Here is a 21,100-nt window from a genome sequence, read left to right on the forward strand (position 1 = left end):
GGGGCGTGTGAGGGTTCCGGGGCGCTCCGGGGCGCCGTGTGGCGTACGGGTGCCGGGCCGGGATCACGCGGGATCCGGGCCGTCGGGGGGTTACGGGTCTGCGCGGGTGTTCGTGCGGTACGGGGACGGGGTCTCAGTCGTGCGTACGGGCGCCCGTGGCGGGCTCGGCCGGTGCGTCCGCGGGCGCGGCGGGCGGGGCGCCCGTACGCCGCAGCACCACGAGCGGCACCAGGGCGCCCAGCAGCAGCACGCCCGCCAGCACCACCCAGCCGGCGGTGCCCAGGGCGAGGACCACGCCGGTCATGAGCACGGGGCCGGCGACCCGGTTGGCGACGGTGCGGCTGGTGTTGAACAGCACGAGGTACGCGCTGCGGGCGTGCGGCGGGGCCAGGTCGAAGGAGAGCGTCCAGGAGGCGCCCACCTGGAGGAGCTCGGCGAAGGTCAGCAGGACGACGGCGCCGCCGAGCACCAGCAGCGCGCCGCGCTGCCCGAACTGCGGGGCCGCCGCGAAGGCCAGGGCTCCGCAGCCGAGGACGGCGGCGGCGACGGCGTAGGACAGCCAGGCCCGGCGAGCCGTGCTGTAGCAGCGGTTGAGCGGGTACTGCAGGGCGATGCAGAGCACCGTGTTGACGGCGTAGAGGATGCCGACGTAGCGCTCGGGCACGTCGGTGGCGGTCACGAGCCAGAGCGGGAAGGCCACGTTGAGCACCGGCATCCACAGCGAGACCAGGGCGTTGTAGGCGGTGAAGCCGAGCAGCACCCGGTCCTTCAGCAGCTCGCCCACCCCGGTGGTCTCGGGCGCGGGGGCGCCCTCCTGCCCCCGGGAGAAGGCGAAGACGGCGGCGACGACCACGTACGCGACGGCGCCGCCGACGAGCAGCGGACGGAAGGCGTCCGCGTCGCCGGTGCCCAGGGCGACGCCGGCGATCAGTCCGCCCAGGCTGATGCCGAGGTTGACGACGGTCCGCTGGACGGCCATCACCTTGGCCCGCAGGTCCTGCGGGGCGCGGGCACCGACGTAGGCCTGCACCAGCGGCGGCGAGGACTGCTCGGTGATCGCGATGACGGTGACGACGGCGAGGAAGCTCCACCATCCGTCCACCCACAGGTAGCCGACCGTGGCCAGCGCGCGCAGCAGCATGATCGCGGTCAGCGTGGTGCGCGGTCCCCAGTGCCCGGCGAGCCGGGCGATGGGGACCGAGGCCGCGACGGCCAGGGCGCCGCCGATGGTCAGGCCGGTGCCGACGGAGGCGGTGCCGAGGTGGACCACCTTGACGAAGTAGATGGTCGAGACGGCCAGGAAGAGGCCGGTCCCGGTCCACTCGATCAGAGTGGCGGTCTGGACGAGCGGCAGGAACCGCGCGTACGTCCCGCCCCGCTCCCGCTGTCCGGGCGTCGTGGGCTTGGTCGTGCTCTCGGTCATGGGGTGTGGTGCTCCTGGTACTGCCGGATGGAGAAGCGCAGGCCGTCGCGGCGCAGCCGGCCCATGGCGCGGGTCAGGTCGGTGAGGATGTCGTGCCGGCTCGCCCAGGTGTCCGAGAAGACGGTGTCGCGGTACTTGCGTCCGCCGTCGGCGGCCAGGCAGACCGGCAGTCCCGGATCGAGGCGGCCCTGGGCCATGTCGGCCAGGAGGGCGGCCAGCACGCAGCCGCTGGACCCGCCGAGTTCGTGTCCGAGGTCCTCGGCGAGGATCCGGCACACGGCCATGGCCTCCACGTCGTCGACGTGCACGCTGCGGTGGGTGTGCGGCGCGGGCAGGAAGACGGAGGGGCGGCTGGCCCCTATCCCGGGTATCAGGCGGCGGCCCGCGGCGCCTCCGAGGGCCAGGGAGCCGCGCAGGTCCACGGCCACGGGGGTGACGTCGGGGCGGTGGGTGCGCAGGTGGGCGGCGACGCCGGCGAAGGTGCCGCCGGTCGAGACGGGCACGTAGACGGCCGACAGGTCCGGGCCGGCCTGCTCGGTGAGTTCGGGTCCGGTGGTGGCGCGGTGCACGGCCGGGGAGGCGGGGTTGGCGTACTGGTCGGGCCAGCGGTATTCGGGATGGCGCTCGCACAGCCGCCGGACGGTGCGCAGCCGGCTGAGGAGGTAGCCGCCCTGTCCGTCGGGTTCGTCCACGACGACCACGCGGGCGCCGCTGGCCTCGAGGGTGCGGCGGGTGGTCAGGGGGGTCTTGAGGTCGACGACGGCGATGAAGGAGCAGTCCATGGCGGCCAGCAGGTTCGCCATGGCCAGGCCCAGGTTGCCGGAGGTCGACTCCACGACCACGGTGCCGGGTGCGAGGGGCCGTTCCTCGTGCAGGGCGCGCAGCAGCCCGACGGCGGTGCGGTCCTTGATGGATCCGGTGGCGCCGTGCTCCTCGAGTTTGAGCCCGACGCGCTGGACACGTCCCTGGTAGGCGAGTTGGAGGTGGTGGAGGGGTGTGGTGCGTAAGGCCTTGGTCAAGACGGCATCGACGAGTGACATGTGCTTCCCCCGTTCGCCGGCGATGGGCCGCCGGTTGGTGCACGAGCCCATCCCCGGCTCAGAGCTTCGTCCGGTTCATTCCCGCCTGCGCACCATAAGCATGGGCGGATCCGGGCTGCATCCGCCTTAATGTCCCGTAAGCGGGCGCGTTGGCCGGTTCGAACCGCTCTGGGCACGGCGCGCGAGGCCGGACGGGCTCGTCCAGCCCGTGGACAGAGCGGGTTTCGGGGGTGGGCGGAGAAGGTCACGCCGGAAAAAAGAAATGACCAATTCCCACCACATGGTTACGTTCACCCGCAGGCGGGGTGTAAGGGGTGCATGTCCGGCGGCCGACCCGGGGCGCGGGATGCGGCGGTGTGGGGTGCGGAGGTGTGGGATGCGGAGGTGCGATCGCAGGATCAACCGATGAGTTGACGACGCCGGGCCGCGCGGGGACTACCCTCCTGCGGATGCGGGCGATGGGGAGGTTACGGCGGCCGGGACCGGTCGCCATGCGGCGCGCGGTCGACGGCGGGATCGTCCTCGTCGTCGGGGCGAGCGGCTGCGTGGCCGGGCACCAGTACCACCCGGCCGGGTGGGAGCCCTTCGACGCCTGGGCCTACCTGCTCACGTGCCTGACGGCGCTTCCCCTGGCGTTCCGCCGCAGCGCGCCCGCGACGGTGCTGCTCGCCTCCGGGACGGCGTACACCACGTATCTCGCGGTCGGCTACCAGCCGTCGGTCAACTGGTGGGGGCCCGCGCTCGCACTGGTCGGCGTGGTCGCGCTGCGCCCGCCCCGGGTGTCCGCGGGGGCGGTCGTGCTGACCATGGCGATGGTCGTGCACAGCGGCATCGCCGGGCGGCTGCCGGCGGCCCTGGTGGCGGCACAGGCCGCCCTGGTGCCGGGCTTCGCCGTCGTGGTCGGCTACACCCAGCGCAGGCTGGCCCGGCAGAACGCCGAACTGCGCCGGCTGAGCGCGCAGCTGGCGCACGAACAGGCGGAACGGGCCCGGCGCGCGGTGGTCGACGAGCGGGTGCGGATCGCGCGCGAACTGCACGACGTGGTCGCGCACCACATGTCGGTCGTCTCCGTCCAGGCGGGCCTCGCCTCGTACGTGTTCGTCTCCGACGCCGCCACCGCCCGCTCGGCCCTCGGCGCGGCGACCGCCGCCAGCCGGGAGGCCCTGGAGGAGATGCGCCGGATGCTGGGCGTGCTGCGCGTGGACGGGCCCGGGGAGCACGGGGAGGCCGCCGGGGACCGCGACCCGCCGCCGACCGCCCCGCTGCCGGGTCTGGACGGGCTCGGCCGGCTGATCGAGCGGATGCCCGCGGCCGACGTCACGGTGGAGCTCAGGACGGCCGGCCGGCGGCGCCGTCTCGCGCCGGGGCTGGACCTGTGCGCCTACCGGGTCATCCAGGAGGCGCTCACCAACGTGGTCAAACACGCGGCCCCCACCCGGGCCCAGGTCGAACTGGCCTACCTGCCGGACGCCTTGCACGTGACGGTGCGGGACTCCGGACGGGCGGCCGGCAGCCCTCCCGGCCCGGCCGTGCCCGTGCCGGGGTCGGGGTACGGGCTGATCGGCATGCGGGAGCGGGCCTCACTCTGCGGGGGTTCCCTGACCGCCGGGGCCCGGCGCGAGGGGGGATTCGAGGTCCGCCTCTCGCTACCGACGCACACCGTGGGCCCACCGGACCCGCCGGAGTGAGCGCGTCCGGGGCCGATGGCCTCGTCGCCGACGATCAGGACCCCGTCCGGGGCGGGGACGGCGGCACCGCCGCGCGCCGCGCCCGGCTGTGCGGCGGTGCCGGAGGCCTCGTGCGACGAGGAGACGGTGGTCGTCGGCCAGGGCCCGACGGCGGGTCAGGGTCGGCGTGCCCCGGGAGACCGGCCTGCTCCGCGCCCGCCCCGGGCCGGCCGGCCGGGGACGGCCCGGGGTGGCCCGTGTGGCCCGACGCCCGGGGCTGGGGTGGGCCGGGACCACCCGGAGCCACCGGGACCACCCTGAGCCACCGGGACCGCCCGGAGCCCCCCGGACCGCCCGAGAAGGGGCCCCGGCGCCGTCCCGCCCCCCGGCCCGGGGCCGCGGGCGGGACGGCATCCGGGGCCGCGGGCGGGTGGGGCGGCCTCAGTTGCCCCGGGCGGTCCGCCAGGCCTGGCCGAAGAGTTCGTGCAGCGGCAGCGGCGGGAGCAGGCGCAGGTACGGGCCGTCCGGCTCCTTGCCGTACGACGCCACCGCCAGCAGCGGCTCCAGCTTGGCGGTCTCCAGGGGCAGGTGGGGGGCCTTGAACTCGGTCCACGGGCCGGGCACGAAGGCCGTACGGCCGGCCCGCGGACGTCTGTCCGCCACGACCGCGCCCGAGGCGACCAGTTCGGCCTGGACCGCCTTGTGCCGGGCGGCCGTCCAGCCGTTCCACTCCCGCACGTGCCGGTCGGTGGGGCGCGGCAGGGCGAGCAGCTGCAGGTACAGCGCCGCCGCGTCCGCGCCGACGGCCAGGGCGGCGGCCACTTCGGCGACCAGGCCCGGGGCGCATCGCCGCGGGTCGGCCTCGTACCGGCCCGCCGGGACGGGTGAGTGCGCGGCCCGGTGCACCATGCGCGCCACCCCGCCGTCGTACAGGGCCTTCAGACGGTTCAGCGCCCGTGCCAGGCCGGGCAGGCCGTGGTCGGCCGCGAGCCGTTCGGCCCGCGCGAGGCGCTCGGGGTCGCCCAGGGCCGCGGGCCGCAGGAAGATCTCGCCGTCCGGGACGGACAGGAGCAGCAGCCCGTCGTCGTGGACGACGGGCTCGGGGGCGTCCGCGTCGGCCGGCCGCTCGGGATGCTCCGCCACCGGGTACCGGCGCGGGCCGACGTACGCGTCGACGGCCCGCGGGTCGGCGCGGCGCCACCACGCTCCGGCCGGCACGATCAGCGCGGGGTCGCGCAGCCGCTCCCGCAGCCGCTCGTACAGGGCGGTGGCGCCCGCTACGGCGGGGTCGCCCACCGGCCGCTCGGTCAGGGCCCACACCACGGCGCTCGCGGCCGTGAGGTGCGGGCCGCGGTAGAGGCTTTCGCGCTCGCCGAGCGTGCCGTCCGCGGCGACGCGGTGCACGTCGACGCCGGAGCGCCCGCCACGGACCAGGGTCCAGCCGTGCCCGGCGGCGCCCTCGTCGGCGGGCTCGTCGGCGGGCCCGGACGCCAGCCGCCCGGCCCAGTCCCGGCCCAGGCCCAGTCCGGCCTCCAGCGCGTCCGCGAGTGCGTCGTCGACGGGAGCGCGGGCACCGAGCCGCCGGACCCAGACCTCGGCCATCCGCTCGGCCGCCGCGACCATGGCCCCCGGCTCCTCCCACAGGCCGGCCGGATCCTCGGGGAGCCCGGCCGCGAGGACCTCGCGGCGGCCTTCCGCGCCCAGGGCCCGGAAGGCGGCCTCGTACTCGGCGGCGGCGTCCCCGGTGGCCCTGAACGGCGCCGACGCGAGCCTCTTCGTGTGCGCGTCCAGCTCGGCGGCCCGGGGCAGACCGCCCAGGGCGAGCGCCGCGACCGCGCGGCGCGCGCCGGTGCGCCGGGAGAACGCGGTGACGGCTTCGGCGGGCGCGGCCAGCGGTCCCCTGGCCGCCAGCAGGTCCAGCAGACGCGCCAGCCGCCCGGCGTCGTCCCGTACGACCGTCACCGTCCGGCAGTCCTCGGCGCCCTCGGGCACCGGCTCCTCGGCCCGCTGCACGAAGCGGCGCACGGGCGCGCGGTGACGCCCGGTGGCCACCACGGCACCGCCCGCCGGGCCGGCCACCGGGCGGTCGGGGCCCACGCGGCCGGTGCGCCAGGTACGGCCGGCCTCGGCGAACGGCTGCCCGCTCCACACGGCCAGCAGGGCCTCCAGCGCCGCCCGGTCCGCCGCGTCCGTGGGGGCGGTGACGGCGCGCCAGGCGGCCGCGTCGATCGATCCGGTCAGCACGGTCCAGTCGGCCGGCGGCGCGGGCGGGGCGAGCCGGCGCCGCTCGTCGTCGAGGGCGCCGCGCAGGTGCAGGCCGTCGGCCGCGATCGCGGTGAGCGTCGCGGGATGCGGCAGCGACGGCGCCGCGGTGAAGCAGTCGGGGTCGTGGAGCAGCCCGTGCAGGGCGGCCGTCAGCGCGGTGTCGGAGGCCTCGCGGGGCAGGGTGACGGCGGGGTCCTCGCGCAGCAGAGCCACCTTCCGGGACAGCTCCTCGCGCCGGCGCAGGACGGCGGCGGCCCGCCGGGCGGCCCGCAGCACCGCCGCGGCCACGACGGGCTCGCGCACCCCGGGCAGCACCTGCCCGCGCACGGCGGCCGGTTCGGGCCCCTCCCGCCCGGCCTCGCGCACGGCGGCGGCGAGCAGCCGCGCGGCCGCCCCGTCCCCGGCGGCGCGCAGCGCGGCGGAGGTGGCCGCGTCGCGTGGGGCGAGCAGGTGCCAGAAGGCCGGCGGCGGGAAGGGCAGCGGGCTCGCCTCGGCGGGGGTGCGCTCGCGGCGGTCGTGCTTGACGTCGGGGAAGCCGCGCACCTCCCACAGCAGGGATCCGTCACTGGCGGCGTGGCAGCGGATGCTCTGCACGCAGCCCTCCAGGACGCCCCGCTCGGCCCCTTCGGCGACCTCGGCGATGCCCCAGGGCCGCCGTCCGGGCCGGGTGGCGCGGAAGGTGGCCTTCCGGCCGTCGATGCCTTCCAGGAGGAACTCCCGCGGTGACGGGCCGCGCTGCCCCGTCCGGTTCAGCACCCGGCAGCCCACCAGCGCGTCGCGCTGTCCGAGCGGCGACCAGGTCCGGCCGGCGGGCAGGGGTGCCAGGGTCAGCCACTCCGTGAACAGCTCCATGCCCCGCTCGTCGCCGTCGCCGTCGGGGCCGCCGTCGGCGGCGGCCGGGCGGCCGGGGAAGTCCGGCAGCGGCGCGGCGGCCAGCTGCTCACCGGTGTGGGGGTCGACGGGCCGCCACCCGTCGCGGCGGAAGACCCCGCCGCTCCAGATGCGGGCGCCGTCGCCGAGCTGGAGTTCGGCGTCGGCGATGCCGTGGCGGTCGCCGGGCCGCAGCACCCGCTCGCCGTCGTGCCGGCCGCCGCCGTCCGCGCTCTCGAACTGGAAGCCGAGCGCGCCGTCGATGATCCCGCCGTACGGCACCAGCCCGGAGGTGTCCTGCGGGGTGAAGACCTCGTGCGGGGCGTGCGCCCAGAACGCGCTGTCGCAGGAGTGCGGGTCGGCGGCGCGCGTGAAGCCGACGAGGAAGGCGCCGCCGGCGTAGTGCACGGTGTGCATCGTCGTGTCGTCCGGCACCGTGAAGGAACACTCCGCGCGCCGCCCCTCGGGCCCGACGGCCACGGCGCGGTCGGTGCCGAAGACCGTCAGCACCGGCCAGGTGCAGGTCACTCCACTGACCCCGGCCGGGCCGAACCCGGCGACCGCCTCGTCCAGCGCGGGCCAGCCCAGCTCCTCCGGGAGTCCCCCGCGCAGGGCGCGCGCCAGCGGCCCGACGAGGTCGAGGCCGGCGAGCGCCTCCTCGATCCCGTCCAGGGCCCGGGCGGTCGGCCGGTCCAGCAGTGTGAACAGCTCCTCCGTGGCCTCCTCGGCGGCCCGCAGGCCGCCGCCGGCGAGCGTGTCGAGCAGCGCGCCGATCCGGGTGTGCACCCCGGCCTCGATGCCGGTGTTGCCCGGCAGCAGGCTGATGGCCGAGCCGGGCCGCCGGACCCGGCTGACATGGTCGCGCAGGCCCGCGTGCACGGTGCCTTCGAGGCGGGGGCCGAACACCGGATCCTGCGCGAGCGCGGCCAGGTCGCGCCGCGACCGCTCGCCCCAGAACACCAGGTCGACCTGGTCCCCGGGGTCGGCCACCGGCACCCCGTGCGCGAGGCACGCGTCCAGCAGGTCGGCGTCGAGACCGGTGCGCCGGTGGTGCCGCTCGTGGATCCGCGCGGCGACGCCCGCGGCCGCCAGCGCGGGGGCGAGCTCGGCCACGACCGCGAACAGGTGCGGCGCCATCGGCCGGACCGAGACCCCGCCGCCCGCGTGGTGCTGGTACGAGTACAGGAAGGCGAACCGGCCGAGCCAGGCCGCGAGTCCGCCGTCGGGGACGATCCGGCCCGCCGCGGCGGCCGTGACCGCCCCGGAGGCCCGCAGCAGCCGCAGCCAGGCGTCCGCGTCCCCGTGCGTGGCGGGGAACATCTCCAGCAGGCCGGTGCGGACCGCGTCGGTGGGCGGGTGCGCCTCGAGCAGCGGGGTGGCCGCGTCCAGGACCCGGTCCGGTACGGCCTTGCCGCGGGCCCCGGCCAGGACCTCGCCGAGCACCCCTGCCTCGTCGGCGCCGCCGAGTCCCGCGCCGCGGGCGGAGGAGCGGATCCGGCGCACCAGATCGGCGGGCAGATCGGCGGGCGAGGCCGCCCAGGCCGTCAGGAAGGTCATGAACTCCCGGTGCGCGGCGGCCGGTTCCAGGCTCGCCGACAGCCACGCCTGGTGGTCGCCCAGCTCCTTGGCGGGCAGCGAGCCCCGGGCGGCGAACAGCAGGGCGTTGGCCCGCCGGTAGCCGGCGTCGACGGGCAGGTGGTGCTCCTGCTCGGCCTGCCGGGCCAGTGCGTACGCCCGGCCCGCGTACCGGGCGGAGAGGCCGGTCAGCCGGTGTCCCACCGTGTCCCAGAACCACGGCAGGTGGTGGTGCGGCAGCCGCCGGGCCCGGCGGCGGAGCGCGTCGACGCACCGGCCGGGCTTCTGCCACGCGCCGTGCATCTCGACGCGCACCGCGTCGAGTTCCGCCACGGCGACGGCCTCGGCGCCGGGGTCGTGGGCCCGTGCCCAGGCGACGTAGGTGGTCGAGGCATGCGGGTCGGCGGGCAGCAGACTGATCATGCGGGCGATCCTCGCACCCGCCACCGACAGGCGTCGGTGGCGGGTGCGAGGAAGGTGCGACGGTGCCGTCGCCACGGGGCCACGGCGCGCCGGGCTCAGAGCAGTTGCTCGCTCTTGTCGTTGCACAGCGCCCAGATGATGAACACGCCGACCGCGATGGCGACGATCGACCACAGCGGCGCCCAGGGCAGCCACATGAAGTGCAGGATCATCGACAGGGCCGTCAGGCCGATGCCCAGCACCCGGCCCCATTCCTTGCCGCCCAGGATCGCGATACCGGTGACGAGGACGAGGATGCCCACGATCAGGTGGATCCAGCCCCAGGTCGTGAGGTCGAACTTGAACACGTAGGAGCCCAGGCGCTGGTACACCTCGTCGGAGGCGATGCCGCTGATCCCCTCGAAGATGCCGAACAGGCCGACGACGATCATGAGGACACCGGCGAACGTCGTGCCGCCGGCGGCCCATGCGTTGTGCGAAGAACTAGCGCCCTGACCGGACCGGTGGCCCGATCCGGGTGTGGATGCGTTTCCCGGTGCGGTCGTCATGACTAACCTCCGTCTCGGGTACGGACCGGTCCTCCGTCCGTACGGACTGAGCGTCCGCCCGGCGGCCCGGATCGGCGACCCACAGAGGGCCGAACGGGTGAATCTTCCTCAGGAGCCGCAGGTCAGCGACGCGACCGGGACTCCGGCCCGACTCCGGCCCGACCACCGGACGGAATGTCGGACGGGCGGGGCGGACCGGGGCGCGGGGCCGCCCGGCGGCCGGCTCGGCCATCCGCGGATCCGTTCCCCGTCCGTTCACCCGTACGACGAGCCGACCGGCGCAACGTGCTCACCTGCCTGGCGCACGTCACGGCCCTGTCGGCCCGCGCGGCGGCGCGAGCGGCTGTGGGATCTGCTCCGTGCGGATCCCCGCACCCCACGCTGTCCCCTCTGTCCGCCCCCGCTCGGCGTCCGCCGCCGGTGGGGCAGGAAGGCACGAACGTGAGCCATCAGGTCCCTCGCACACCACGGTCCCGGGGTCGCTCCCGCGTCCTCCTCGTCTGTCTGGCGGCCGCCGCGGCCGTCACCGGCCAGCTGCTGACCGGTCCCGCCGCCTCCGCGGACGGGGGCGACACCCCCAGGAACCCCCCGCCCCCGAAGAAGGTGGCCAAGCAGTTCCCGCACGGTCTGCGGCAGTTCACCGCGGACGGCACCTTCACCCCGCCCAAGGGCGTCAAGTCCGTGTTCGTCCAGATCTGGGGCGCCGCGGGCGGCGGCGGCGGTGGTGGCGGGGGCGGCAGCGACCCGCTCAGCGGTGACGGCGGCGCGGGCGGTGGCGGCGGCGCCGGCGGCTTCGCCTGGTGCGAGATCTCGGTCAAGCCGCACAACGAGTACCGGGTGGACATCGGCACCGGCGGCGACAACGGCACCGGCGGACCCGCCGGCTCGGGCGGTACGGCCGGTACGGCCGGCACCGCGGGCCTCGCCGGCGGTGCGACGAGCCTGACCGCACCCGACGACGCGCAGCTGGTCTCCGCGAGCGGCGGTGGCGGCGGTGGCGGTGGCGGCGGTGGCGGCGCCACGGCCGGCGCGCCCGGTGCGGCCGGCGAGGGCGGCACCGGCTTCTGTGCCAAGCCCGGTGTCCTGCGGACCGGCGCGGACGGCACCAGCAGTACCGACCGCACGGTCGGCGGAGTGGGCGGCGGAGCGGTCGACGGCATCGTCGAGCTGCCGCCCGGCGCCTCGGTCGGCGGCAACGGCGGCGCGGGCGGCGCGGGCGGCGTCGCCGTCGGCGCACCTGGCTCCCCCGGCACGGACGGTGGCAGCGGGTACGCCGTCATCTGGTGGTGACGGACTGACCCCGCCCCCAGCCCCGGGCCCCATTGCGGGCCCGGGGCCGGGGGATACCCCCACCCCGGGCCGACCGGGCCGCCGGATGGGGCCGCGAGCCATGGTCAACAAGGCTTGCCCCATGACGACTTACGCGAACAGCACGAAGAAGACCCTGCTCCTCGCCGCCTCCGTCGCCGCCGTGGCGGCCGCCCTCTCCCCCGTCGCCGCCACCGCGACCGCCGCCCCCGCCGTCGCGGCGGGCGCCGAGGTCCCCCCGCTCGCCTGGCACCCCTGCGCCAAGCCCGACGGTCCCGCCGCGCAGGAATGCGCGGACCTGCCCGTACCGCTCGACTACAGCGACCCCGGCGGCCCGCGGATCAGCATCGCCGTCACCCGGATCCGCAGCGACCGGCCGGAGGCCCGGCGCGGCACGCTGATCGTGCTCCCGGGCGGTCCCGGCGGCTCGGGCGTGCAGCGGCTGGCGCAGAAGGGTACGGCCCTCCAGCGGGAGCTGGCCGGATCGTACGACCTCGTCGCCTTCGACCCGCGGGGCGTGGGCGGCAGCACCACGGCGAGCTGCCGGCTGGCGCCCGAGGACCGGTACCTGACGAGCCTTCGCTCCTGGCCCGGCCCGGACGGTGGCATCACCGGGAACCTGGAGCGCTCCCGCCGTATCGCCGAGGCGTGCGCCACGCACGGCGGGCCCGTGCTGCGCAGCTTCACCACCGCCAACCAGGTCCGCGACATGGACCGGTTCCGCCAGGCCCTGGGTGAGCGAAAGCTCTCGGCGTGGGGGTCGTCGTACGGGGCGTACGTGGCGGCGGCCTACGCGCAGAAGTTCCCCGCGCGCACGGACCGCTGGGTGCTCGACAGCACCGGTGACCCCGACCCTCGCCGGGTGGCCCGGGGCTGGCTGGCGAACATGGCGCAGGGCGCGGACGACCGGTTCCCCGACTTCGCGGCCTGGGCAGCGCACGCCGACCGCGACCGGGACGGGCTGCGGCTGGCGGACCGGGAGCAGGACGTACGGCCGATGGTGCTGGCGCTCGCGGCGGAGCTGGACCGGGCCCCGAAGCCGTCGACGACACCGGGGACCCCGCTGACCGGCAACGGCCTGCGCCAGGCCCTGCAGAACGCGCTGTACTCCGACAGCGCCTTCCCCGCCTTCGCCCGGCTGGTCGCCGCCGCCCGGGACCCGCACCGGACCCCGGTCCTGCCGCCGGAGCTGGCGCGGCCCGTCCGGGACGAGGACGCGGCGCTCATGGTCGGCGTGATCTGCAACGACGTGGCGTGGCCGGCCCCTTCCGCGGACGACTACCGGCGGGCGGTGGCCGCGGACCGCGCCGCGCACCCGCTCACCGCGGGCATGCCGGTCAACGTCCTGCCCTGCGCGTTCTGGAAGGACGCCCCGGCCGAGAAGCCGGTCCGGATCACGGCGGACGGCCCCTCGAACGTGCTGATGCTCCAGAGCCGCCGCGACCCCGCGACCCCGTACGCCGGCGCCCTGGAGATGCGCAGGGCGCTCGGTCCCCGCGCCCGGATGGTCACGGTCGAACAGGGCGGCCACAGCCTCTACGTGGGCAACGGCAACGCCTGCGGCAACCGCGCGGTCACCACGTTCCTGACGACCGGCGAGCGGCCCGCCCGGGACACGTCCTGCCCGAACTGACGGTCCAAGGGCCCCTGGACGACCTCGACGACCCGGGCCACGGCCCGACAAACGGCACCACGGCACGACGCCCCGGACCACGGCCGGAGCCGGGCCGCCGCGCGACGCGGCGGCCCGGCTCCGGCTCCGGCTCCGGTGCCCTCTCCTCCCCGCTACGACCTGGTCGTCAGGAGCGTGCTCCCCGTCCCCTCCGCGGGCCGGTCCGCCGCCTGCGGCGCCGCCGGCTCGGTGCTGCCGGCGACGAGCAGCGCGAGCAGCACCGCGGCCGCTTCGCTCTGCAGGATCCGGGCGGCCTCCCCCAGACGGCGCGGGTCGGGCGCCGGTACGGACAGCGCCACGCACTCCGGGTTCGGCCCGGCCGTGATGGGCACCGCCGCGCACACCGTGCCCAGCGCGTACTCCTGGAGGTCGAGGAGCGCCGCACCCGGCGCCCGCGTGTCGAGCTGGTGGAAGAGGACCTGCTCGCTGGTGAGGGTGTGGGCGGTGAACGGGGTCAGCGGGTGCCGGGCCAGATGGTCGCGGCGCCCGGCGTGGTCCAGCTGGGTCATCAGGGCCTTGCCGACGGCCGAGGCGTGCGCGGTGGCCCGGAAGTCCACCCACTCCTCGACGACCGGCGCGGACGGGCTGTCCGCGTAGTGGGTGACCGTGATCTCCCCGTCGTGGTAGCGGGCGACGTACACGGCCGCGCCGACGGCGTCGCGCACCCAGGCCAGGGTCTGGCGGATCTGCTCCTGCCCGCCGTCGCCGACGGCCGCGGTGAGCCCGAGGGCGCTGCCGGCGGCGTACGCGGCCGGGCCGACCGGGGCGGCCAGGTTGGAGCGGACCAGCCGCTCCATGACCCGGGCGAGGGTCAGTTGGGGCAACTGGGTCTGGCGGGCGATCTGGGCCAGGCTGACGCCTCCCGAGTGCCGGTTGATGATCTCCAGGGCGCGCAGTGCCTGGTGTACGGATTCCAGCGCGGCCGGTGCCGGCCGGCCGGGCTGGGCCCGCCGGGCGGCCTGCGTGACGCGCGGCGCACGCAGGGCGCGGCCCGACCAGCTGCTGGCCTCGTCGGTGAGGTGCAGCCGGGTCAGGCGCGCGTGCCGGGCGAGCGCGACGGCGACCGCCGGGCTCGGCAGGACGACCTCGCCGAGGTCCGGGTCGTCCTCCGGTTCCAGCGCGGTGACGGCCGTCCGCAGCCGCTCGGGGAGTCTGCGGCGGGCGGCGTTGCCGCGGTGCCCGTGGGCAGGGGGGAGCCCGGTGAGGTCCTGGGTGGTGATGGGCGGCGAGGTCCAGATGACGGAGGCGCCCAGCGCCCCTTCCAGGTTCGCCGGGAGGTCGGGCAGTTCGGGCAGTTCCTCCTCGGGGGGCAGCAGGTCTGCCCGCCGGTCCCAGTGCCGGGCGGTGGCGACCTCGGCTCGGGCCAGGTGGTGCAGGTACAGGCAGCGGGCCGCCGTACCGGACCCCGCGCCGGCGGCGTACTGGAACCAGAACTGGGCGCCCTCGCGGCGTCCGCCGAGGTGCAGGACGCAGCCGAACAGCAGCGCCGCGTCCCGGCCGTACGGCCAGGCGCCGTCGGCCAGCGCCCGTTGCACGAACGCCTTCTCGTCGACGAGGTGCCAGGCCAGCGTGTCGAGGCCGCGCGCCGCCCGGACGTGACAGGCGGCGTCGAGCACGAGGTGGTCGGCCGGGACCGGCAGGGCGTGACCGGGCAGCGGCACCCGGCCGACGGAGCGCCGGATGCCGCGGGAGCGCATCCGGTCGTTCACGACCCGGCGGGCGATCCGCCGCCGGGCCGCGCCCTCGTCGTAGCCCGCGTACTCGTCGGCCAGTACGGCCGCGTCCTCCAGTGCCGCGTCCAACTCCTGCCCCATCACCGCGTCGCGGTCGCGCGTCATGTCGCTCACTGGCCCTTCTCCTCTCCAGGGACCCAGTCCACCCCGAGCGTCCGGGACAGGGTCCGGCGTGCGCCGCGGATGTGCGAGCGGACCGCCGCCGGGGAAATTCCCATCATCCGGGCGACCGTTTCATAGTCGTTGCCCAGTACGTACGTCAGGAGCACCACGTCGTAGTGCCGCTCCGAGAGGTCGGCGATCGCCGCGTAGAGGCCGAGTTTGGACTCCAGCAGCTCCAGTCGTCCCCTCGAGGGGCGGCGCAGGGCGGCGAACCAGGCCGTCTCCACCATCGCGGCAGGGCGGCCCAGCACCGCCAGCCGCCGCTCGACGTGCTCCCGCAGCGCGGCCCAGGCGAAGCCGTGGAGGCTCTCCTCCTTCAACGCCTGGCGCCAGACCTTCAGCAGGAAGGTGAACACGTCGTCGACGACGTCCTCGGCGTCGTGCCGGGTGCCCAGTTGCAGGTGCGCGTAGCGCAGGTAGCCGCGGTGCTGCTGGGAGTGGAACGCTCCGAATTCGACCGGCACGACACCGGACAGTTCACTCGACACCGCCTGGTCCCGGGATGGGTCGATCTCGCCCTCGTTCATGCACTCCCCCACGGCTGTTCGGCGCCGCTGCCGCAGTCGGCGGTTACGTCAAGGGCCCACACACGGACCGGGGTGGTCGCTATCAGCACGAGGGGGGCGGCGGCCTCGAAAAGATTCACGTCGCGCGAAACCTTCCAGTGGAGTGAGCGGTTCGGGCGTGCCTGCTCCCGAGTCCGGCAGCCGGGGAGCAGCGCGCGCTCCCCATGCCCACCCAACCGAAAACGGAGCGTGTTCGTGCACGTCGTTCACCACTCTTTTCGCCGAGCGGATGCACCCGCTCGGCCGTGCGCCCCCTTGCGCTCGCGCACGCCCCCGGCGCGCCGGCGTCACGCGGCGTCACGCAGTGTCACGCGGTGTCGCCGCCCGCGCCCGGCAGGGGGCTGCCGCAGCGGCTGCAGAAGCGGGCGTCGGCCTCGATGGCGTGGCGCCGGCACTGCCGGCAGACGCGGTGCAGGGCGCAGTGGGGAGCGCTGTCCGGCTCGGGCGCCGGGCGGCTGCGCCCGATCCGCAGCCCGGCGCGGCGGCGGTGGGCGGTGACGAAGACCAGCCCGTCGGGGCCGGGCAGCACGGCGCGCGGGATGCCGCGCGGCAGCAGGGCGAGGGTGCCGGGGGCCACCTCCCGCTCCACGCCGCCGAGGGTCAGGACGCCGCTGCCCGAGACGACGATCAGGAGGACGTCGACCTGGGGTTCGACGTGCTCCGCCACCGGGGTGTCCGGCGGCAGCCGGACGACGTTCGCGTCGAGCTGCCGGTTGCGGGCACGCAGCCGCCACAGCGCGCCGCGCCGCTCCTTCCCGGTGCCTTCGACTAGGTCGGCGAGGCTGATCCCCTCGGCGCCGGCCGTGCTCGGTGTCAACGTGCCCCCCTCGTCGGGTCCCGGTCCCGGACCCACCCATGATCTCCTACCCCCGCGGGGCGCGGGTCACGACCTGACGTACGACCTCGACGACAAGGGCGGGGGCGGGCCGCCTGCGCGGCCGGGTGCGCCGGAGCGGCGGGCCGGGCCGGAGCCCGTCCCGCCGCGCGGCGGTGGGGAGGAGCGTCAGGCGGCGACGGCCTCCCGCGTACGGTCGCCCGGGCCGGCCGGGCCGTCCTCGCCGGCGCCCCCGGCCTGCGGACGGGTGTGCGCGGCGCGCGCGGTGAACACCCGCTCCAGGGCGAACGCGCCGGGGCCGGTGAAGACCAGCAGCACGAAGGACCAGGCGTACAGGGCGGAGAGCTCGCCGCCGTTCTGCAGCGGGAAGAGTGCCTTCTCCTGGTGCATCACGAAGTACGCGTACGCCATGGAGCCGGAGGCAAGAAAGGCGGCGCTGCGGGTGCCGGCCCCGAGCATCACCAGGGCGCCGCCGACGAGCTGGATGACGGCGGCGTACCAGCCCGGCCAGGCGCCGGCCGGCACCGTGCCGCCGCCGTGCGCGCCGCCGAGGACGCCGAAGAGGGAGGCGGCGCCGTGGCAGGCGAAGAGCAGTCCGGTGACGATGCGGAAGAGACCGAGGGCGTAGGGCTGGGCGGCGTTGAGGCGGGTCGGCACGGGTGCTCCTTGGGTCGGGGGACGTGTTCCGCGGTGCGTAGGGGGGCGCAGGGGTGAGTGTGCCCGCGCGGGGCGCGCGGGCTCCCGTCCGCTGGCAGCTTCATGCCGGTCCGGGCCCGCGAAGGCGCGCCGGGCGGACCCCTCGTGCGCCGGGTGGCACCACCCGGCCGCCGCGCGCCGGTGCCGGTCCCGCCACCCCCCGCCCCCCGACGCCCGGACGGGCGCCGGTCCCCCGCGGCCGGACGGTGTGCGTCCGGCCGCCGTACCCGTCCGGGTGGCCCCGCCCGGAGGTCAGGAGACGCCGTGCGGCCGGAACTGCACGCTGATGCGTGGCCCCACGGCCCGGCCGGACTTGGGGATGGCGTGCTCCCAGGTCCGCTGGCAGGAGCCGCCCATCACGGCCAGGTCGCCGTGGCCCAGCGGCAGCCGCAGCGCGGCCGGGCCGCCGCCGCGCGGGCGCAGCGCCAGGTCCCGGGGGTCGCCCACGGAGAGGATGGCGACCATGGTGTCCTCGCGGGCGGAGCGCCCGGTGCGGTCGCCGTGCCAGGCGACGCTGTCGCGGCCGTCGCGGTAGTAGCACAGGCCGGCGGTGATGAAGGGTTCGCCGAGCTCGCCGGCGTAGTACGTGGAGAGGGCGTCCCGGGCCTCGTCCAGGACCGGGTGCGGCAGCGGCTCCCCCTCGCGGTAGTGGGCGAGCAGGCGCGGGACGTCGACGTCGCGCTCGTACATCCGGCGCCGCTCCGCCCGCCAGGGCACGCCGGCGGCCAGCTCCTCGAACAGCGCGTCGGCCCCGCTCAGCCAGCCCGGCAGCAGGTCCACCCAGGCCCCGCTGCCCAGCTCCCGCCGCCGCAGCCCGCGCAGCGGCCCGAGCCGTATCTCGTCGGCCTGGTCGAAGAGTGATCCCTGCAGTGGCGCGCGCATTCCTCCACCGTACCCCGAAAACCGAACAGGTGAGCGATTGCGGACGGGCTCCCGAGCGGTGGCCGCGGGACACCGCGCGGGCGACCATGAGGGGCGGGGGCCGGTTCGCGCGGGGGCTCACGACGGGAGACGCCATGGCGCGCACCGACGCTTCGGACGGAACGTACGGATCGGACGGAACATACGGATCGGACGTCCTGGTGGTGGGCGCCGGGCCGGTCGGGCTCACCGCGGCCGTCGAACTGCGCCGGCGCGGGATCGACTGCCGGATCGTCGACCGGCTGCCGGCGCGGCTGCCGTACGCGAAGGCCGTGGGCATCCAGCCGCGCACCCTGGAGCTGTGGGACCGGATGGGCCTGGTCCGGTCCGCCCTGGAGGCGGCCGTCCCGCTGCGCGGACAGCTGCTGTACGTCGACGGCGCCGAGCGGGCCCGGATCGACCTCACGCTGCCGCCCGAGGTGCCGTACGGCTTCGCCGCGCTGCCGCAGTACGAGACCGAGCGGATCCTCGAGGAGTTCCTCGCCCGCTTCGGCACAGGCATCGAGCGCGGCACCGAACTGCTGTCGTTCACCCAGGACGACGCCGGGGTCACCAGTACGCTCGGCACCGCCTCCGGGGCCCGGGAGGAGGTGCGGACCCGGTTCCTGGTGGGCTGCGACGGGGCGCACAGCGTCGTCCGCAAGAAGCTCGGGCTCACCTTCGAGGGCGGGGCCTTCCCCGACGAGTACATGCTCGCGGACGTGGCGGTCGACTGGGACCTGCCTGCCGGTTACGGCGTCCGGTCCGTGCACCACGGCAGCGACGGCGCGGTCGACGACCTGCTGGTGTGCATCCCGCTCCCCGGCGACGGCCGGTACCGGATGTCGATGCTGGTACCGCCCGAGCTGCGCATCGCGCTCCCGGCGGACGGCCCCGACGCCGTGAGCCACGGCCTGGAGGGCGGCCGGGCCCCGGAGCTCCGCCACGTCCAGGCGGCCCTGGACCGGCTCTCCCCGCGGCCCACGACCGCGTCGGCCCTGCGCTGGTCGTCGGTCTTCCGCATCAGCCACCGCCAGGTGGACCGGTACGGCGAGGGCCGCGTCTTCGTCGCCGGGGACGCCGCGCACATCCACCCGCCGACGGGCGCGCAGGGCATGAACACCGGGGTCCAGGACGCCGCCAACCTGGCCTGGAAGCTCGCCCTGGCGGTCCGGGGCGCCGCCCATCCCCGGCTGCTGGCGAGTTACGACGCCGAGCGCCGCCCGGTCGGGGCGGAGGTCGTCGCCCGGACCGTCCGGCACGCGACCGAGGGCATGGACGCCGACCCGGACGACCCGCGGACCCTGCTGCTGCGCGAGGCCCAGTTGCTCATCGACTACCGGGACAGCCCGGTCGTGGCGGCGCGGGGCCGTGGACCGGGGCCGGACGCCGGCGACCGGGCTCCGGACTGCGCCGGCCTGACGCAGGAGATCGCCGCGTTCCCGCTGCGGCTGTACGACCTGCTGCGCGAGCGCGAGCACGTGCTGCTGCTGCACCCGGGAGCCGAGGGAGCGGGCGCGCCGGGCGGCCGCGCCGCGTCCGACGGGTTCGCCGAACTCGCCGCCGTCGCCCGGGAGGTGTCGCACGGCCGGGTCACGACCTGCACGCTGCTGCCCGGGCCGGCGGCCCGGGCGCCCGGCGACGGGGGGCCGGTGTACCGCGACGGCGACGGCGAGTTCGCCCGGCTCTACGCGGTGCGTGGGCCCACCGCCTTCCTGGTGCGCCCCGACGGCTACCTCGGCGCCCGGCTGTCCCCGCCGGACCCGCACGCCCTGGCCGCGCACCTCGCCGCCGTGTTCCGTTCCTGACGGAGTCTCACACCCGCCCCAGCACTGGTCTGTCCGGGTTCACTTGGGTGCCCGTTCGGGCCCAGCGACCGAGTTGACGATCATCCTTCCTGCTCAACATTGTTTTCATACTGCCCTCCAGTGCCGCACGGGATCATCAGGAGGAGCGCGTGGCGAGGTCGCGGAGCAGGCAGAGCGTGAAGCGGGGTGCCGCGACCCTGCTGGCCGGGGGGCTGCTGGTCGGCGCCGCCGCGCCGGGGGCGCTGCGGGTGGCCGACGCCGCCGCGGCGGTGGCGGGCGAACCCGCCGCCGGCACCCCGGTCGCCCTGCTGGTGGGCACGGCCCTGGAAGGGAGCCGGGTGCTGGCCACGGCCTCGGGCGGGCGCCCGACGGTCATCCCGGCCGCGGACGCCGCCGGCCCGCTGCACATCACCCTCGCCGACGAGGGCCGGCTCACCGACGTCACCGTGCACGACGGGCACGGGCGGCACCTCGCCGGGGAACTCGGCCGCGAGGGCGAGCGCTGGCTCAACTCCGAGCCGCTGCGGGCGGGTGAGGTCTACACGGTCCGGGCCTACGCCCAGGACGTGGTGGGCCGGCCGGTCGCGGCGACCACCGTGTTCCGCACCTCGCCGCCCGCGGACCGCGACGGCGAACGGCTCACGGTCGAGTTCGGGCCGGGCCCGGGGACGTACGGCGCGGGCCAGATCGTGACCGCCACGCTCAGCGACGGGATCCCGGAGAGCGACCCGGACGTGCGCGCCCGCGTGGAGCAGGCCCTGGAGGTGACGTCGGAGCCCCGCGTGGAGGGCGCCTGGCACTGGGTGGACGACCGCAACCTGCACTACCGGCCGGTGGACTTCTGGCCCGCGCACACCGAGATCAGCGTCCGCAGCGGGCTCGACGGGGTCGAACTCGGCGACGACCGCTACGGCGGCGCGTCCGAGCCCCTGCACCTGACCATCGGGGACCGCATCGAGGCGGTCACCGACTCCGCCACGCACACGATGACCGTGCGCCGCAACGGCCGGGTCATCCGGACGATCCCGGTCACCACCGGCAAGGCGGGCTTCCGTACGCGCAGCGGCATCAAGGTGGTCCTGCGCAAGGAGTACAAGGTCCGGATGCGCGGGGACAGCGTCGGGATCGCGCGCGGCACCACGGAGTTCTACGACCTGCCGGTCTACTACGCGACCCGGGTCACCTGGAGCGGGGAGTACGTGCACGCCGCGCCCTGGTCGGTCCAGTCGCAGGGCGAGGAGAACGTCAGCCACGGCTGCACGGGCATGAGCACCAGCGACGCCCGGTGGTTCTACGACACCGTGCGCGAGGGCGACATCGTCGAGGTGGTCAACAGCGGCGGGGACCGGATGAGTCCGTTCGACAACGGCTACGGCGACTGGAACGTGGACTGGCGGACCTGGCAGCGCGGCAGCGCCCTCGGTACGGCGCGGGCCGCGCACCGCGTGCCGGGGCGGCTGCACCCCAGCGCGTGACCCCGCAGCACGTAACCCCCGCGCACCGCTTTTCGGCGCGCCGACGGGCACTGTCCGGCATCCGTGGTATCGCGTCCGGATTTCGGACACATGTGTCTGGCATGTGAACTCTTCCCTTGCCGCACATTTTCGGG

General features: G+C 76.2%; 14 protein-coding genes. 5 read left to right on the forward strand and 9 right to left on the reverse strand.

The features are described from left to right. Positions 1 to 133: 133 nt before the first annotated feature. The gene (locus ACIPXB_RS20150; RefSeq protein ID WP_401451651.1) at positions 134 to 1,423 is read right to left on the reverse strand and encodes an MFS transporter; all 1,290 of its coding nucleotides are present in this window, start codon (positions 1,421 to 1,423) and stop codon (positions 134 to 136) included. Beyond that, a complete protein-coding gene (locus ACIPXB_RS20155; protein ID WP_401451654.1) occupies positions 1,420 to 2,463 on the reverse strand; it encodes a pyridoxal-phosphate dependent enzyme in 1,044 nt (347 codons plus the stop codon). The genes ACIPXB_RS20150 and ACIPXB_RS20155 overlap by 4 nt, the downstream gene beginning before the upstream one ends. Before the next feature lie 491 nt (positions 2,464 to 2,954). Here ACIPXB_RS20155 and ACIPXB_RS20160 point away from each other — a divergent pair, with 491 nt between their 5' ends. Next, positions 2,955 to 4,151, forward strand: a complete 1,197-nt coding sequence (locus ACIPXB_RS20160) for a sensor histidine kinase (protein ID WP_401451658.1) — start codon at positions 2,955 to 2,957, stop codon at positions 4,149 to 4,151. A 420-nt stretch (positions 4,152 to 4,571) separates the two neighbouring features. On the opposite strand, the gene ACIPXB_RS20165 is transcribed toward ACIPXB_RS20160, so the two are convergent. Together ACIPXB_RS20165 and ACIPXB_RS20170 are read right to left on the reverse strand one after the other, a co-directional pair. Then, positions 4,572 to 9,263, reverse strand: a complete 4,692-nt coding sequence (locus ACIPXB_RS20165) for a hypothetical protein (RefSeq protein WP_401451661.1) — start codon at positions 9,261 to 9,263, stop codon at positions 4,572 to 4,574. A 95-nt stretch (positions 9,264 to 9,358) separates the two neighbouring features. Beyond that, entirely contained in the window at positions 9,359 to 9,694 is a 336-nt protein-coding gene (locus ACIPXB_RS20170) for a hypothetical protein (RefSeq protein WP_401451664.1), read from the reverse strand. Between the two features lie 558 nt (positions 9,695 to 10,252). On the opposite strand from ACIPXB_RS20170, the gene ACIPXB_RS20175 reads away from it, so the two are divergent. After that, positions 10,253 to 11,101, forward strand: coding sequence for a hypothetical protein (locus tag ACIPXB_RS20175; RefSeq protein ID WP_401451667.1), 849 nt, complete (start codon positions 10,253 to 10,255; stop codon positions 11,099 to 11,101). A gap of 121 nt (positions 11,102 to 11,222) precedes the next feature. Beyond that, the gene (locus tag ACIPXB_RS20180; RefSeq protein WP_401451669.1) at positions 11,223 to 12,752 is read left to right on the forward strand and encodes an alpha/beta hydrolase; all 1,530 of its coding nucleotides are present in this window, start codon (positions 11,223 to 11,225) and stop codon (positions 12,750 to 12,752) included. A 152-nt stretch (positions 12,753 to 12,904) separates the two neighbouring features. On the opposite strand, the gene ACIPXB_RS20185 is transcribed toward ACIPXB_RS20180, so the two are convergent. The 5 genes from ACIPXB_RS20185 to ACIPXB_RS20205 all read right to left on the reverse strand — a co-directional run bounded on the left by ACIPXB_RS20185 (position 12,905) and on the right by ACIPXB_RS20205 (position 17,665). Next, a complete protein-coding gene (locus ACIPXB_RS20185) occupies positions 12,905 to 13,774 on the reverse strand; it encodes an IclR family transcriptional regulator (RefSeq protein ID WP_401451749.1) in 870 nt (289 codons plus the stop codon). Between the two features lie 860 nt (positions 13,775 to 14,634). Then, positions 14,635 to 15,213, reverse strand: coding sequence for an RNA polymerase sigma factor (locus ACIPXB_RS20190; RefSeq protein WP_401451671.1), 579 nt, complete (start codon positions 15,211 to 15,213; stop codon positions 14,635 to 14,637). Between the two features lie 346 nt (positions 15,214 to 15,559). After that, positions 15,560 to 16,069: a cupin domain-containing protein gene (locus ACIPXB_RS20195; RefSeq protein WP_401451673.1), complete on the reverse strand. Its 510-nt coding sequence runs from the start codon at positions 16,067 to 16,069 to the stop codon at positions 15,560 to 15,562. Between the two features lie 186 nt (positions 16,070 to 16,255). Beyond that, positions 16,256 to 16,744 carry a DoxX family protein gene (locus ACIPXB_RS20200; RefSeq protein WP_401451676.1) on the reverse strand — a complete coding sequence of 163 codons (489 nt, stop codon included), beginning with the start codon at positions 16,742 to 16,744 and terminating at the stop codon, positions 16,256 to 16,258. Positions 16,745 to 17,035: 291 nt separating this feature from the next. Next, a complete protein-coding gene (locus ACIPXB_RS20205; RefSeq protein ID WP_401451679.1) occupies positions 17,036 to 17,665 on the reverse strand; it encodes an alpha-ketoglutarate-dependent dioxygenase AlkB in 630 nt (209 codons plus the stop codon). Positions 17,666 to 17,799: 134 nt separating this feature from the next. Here ACIPXB_RS20205 and ACIPXB_RS20210 point away from each other — a divergent pair, with 134 nt between their 5' ends. Further along, positions 17,800 to 19,491, forward strand: a complete 1,692-nt coding sequence (locus ACIPXB_RS20210; RefSeq protein ID WP_401451682.1) for an FAD-dependent monooxygenase — start codon at positions 17,800 to 17,802, stop codon at positions 19,489 to 19,491. A 149-nt stretch (positions 19,492 to 19,640) separates the two neighbouring features. Then, complete coding sequence (locus ACIPXB_RS20215) at positions 19,641 to 20,966, forward strand: Ig-like domain-containing protein (RefSeq protein ID WP_401451684.1); 1,326 nt, start codon at positions 19,641 to 19,643, stop codon at positions 20,964 to 20,966. The last annotated feature ends 134 nt before the right edge of the window (positions 20,967 to 21,100 follow it).

The sequence above is a fragment of the Streptomyces sp. NPDC090022 genome (assembly GCF_044748145.1).
Taxonomy (GTDB): domain Bacteria; phylum Actinomycetota; class Actinomycetes; order Streptomycetales; family Streptomycetaceae; genus Streptomyces.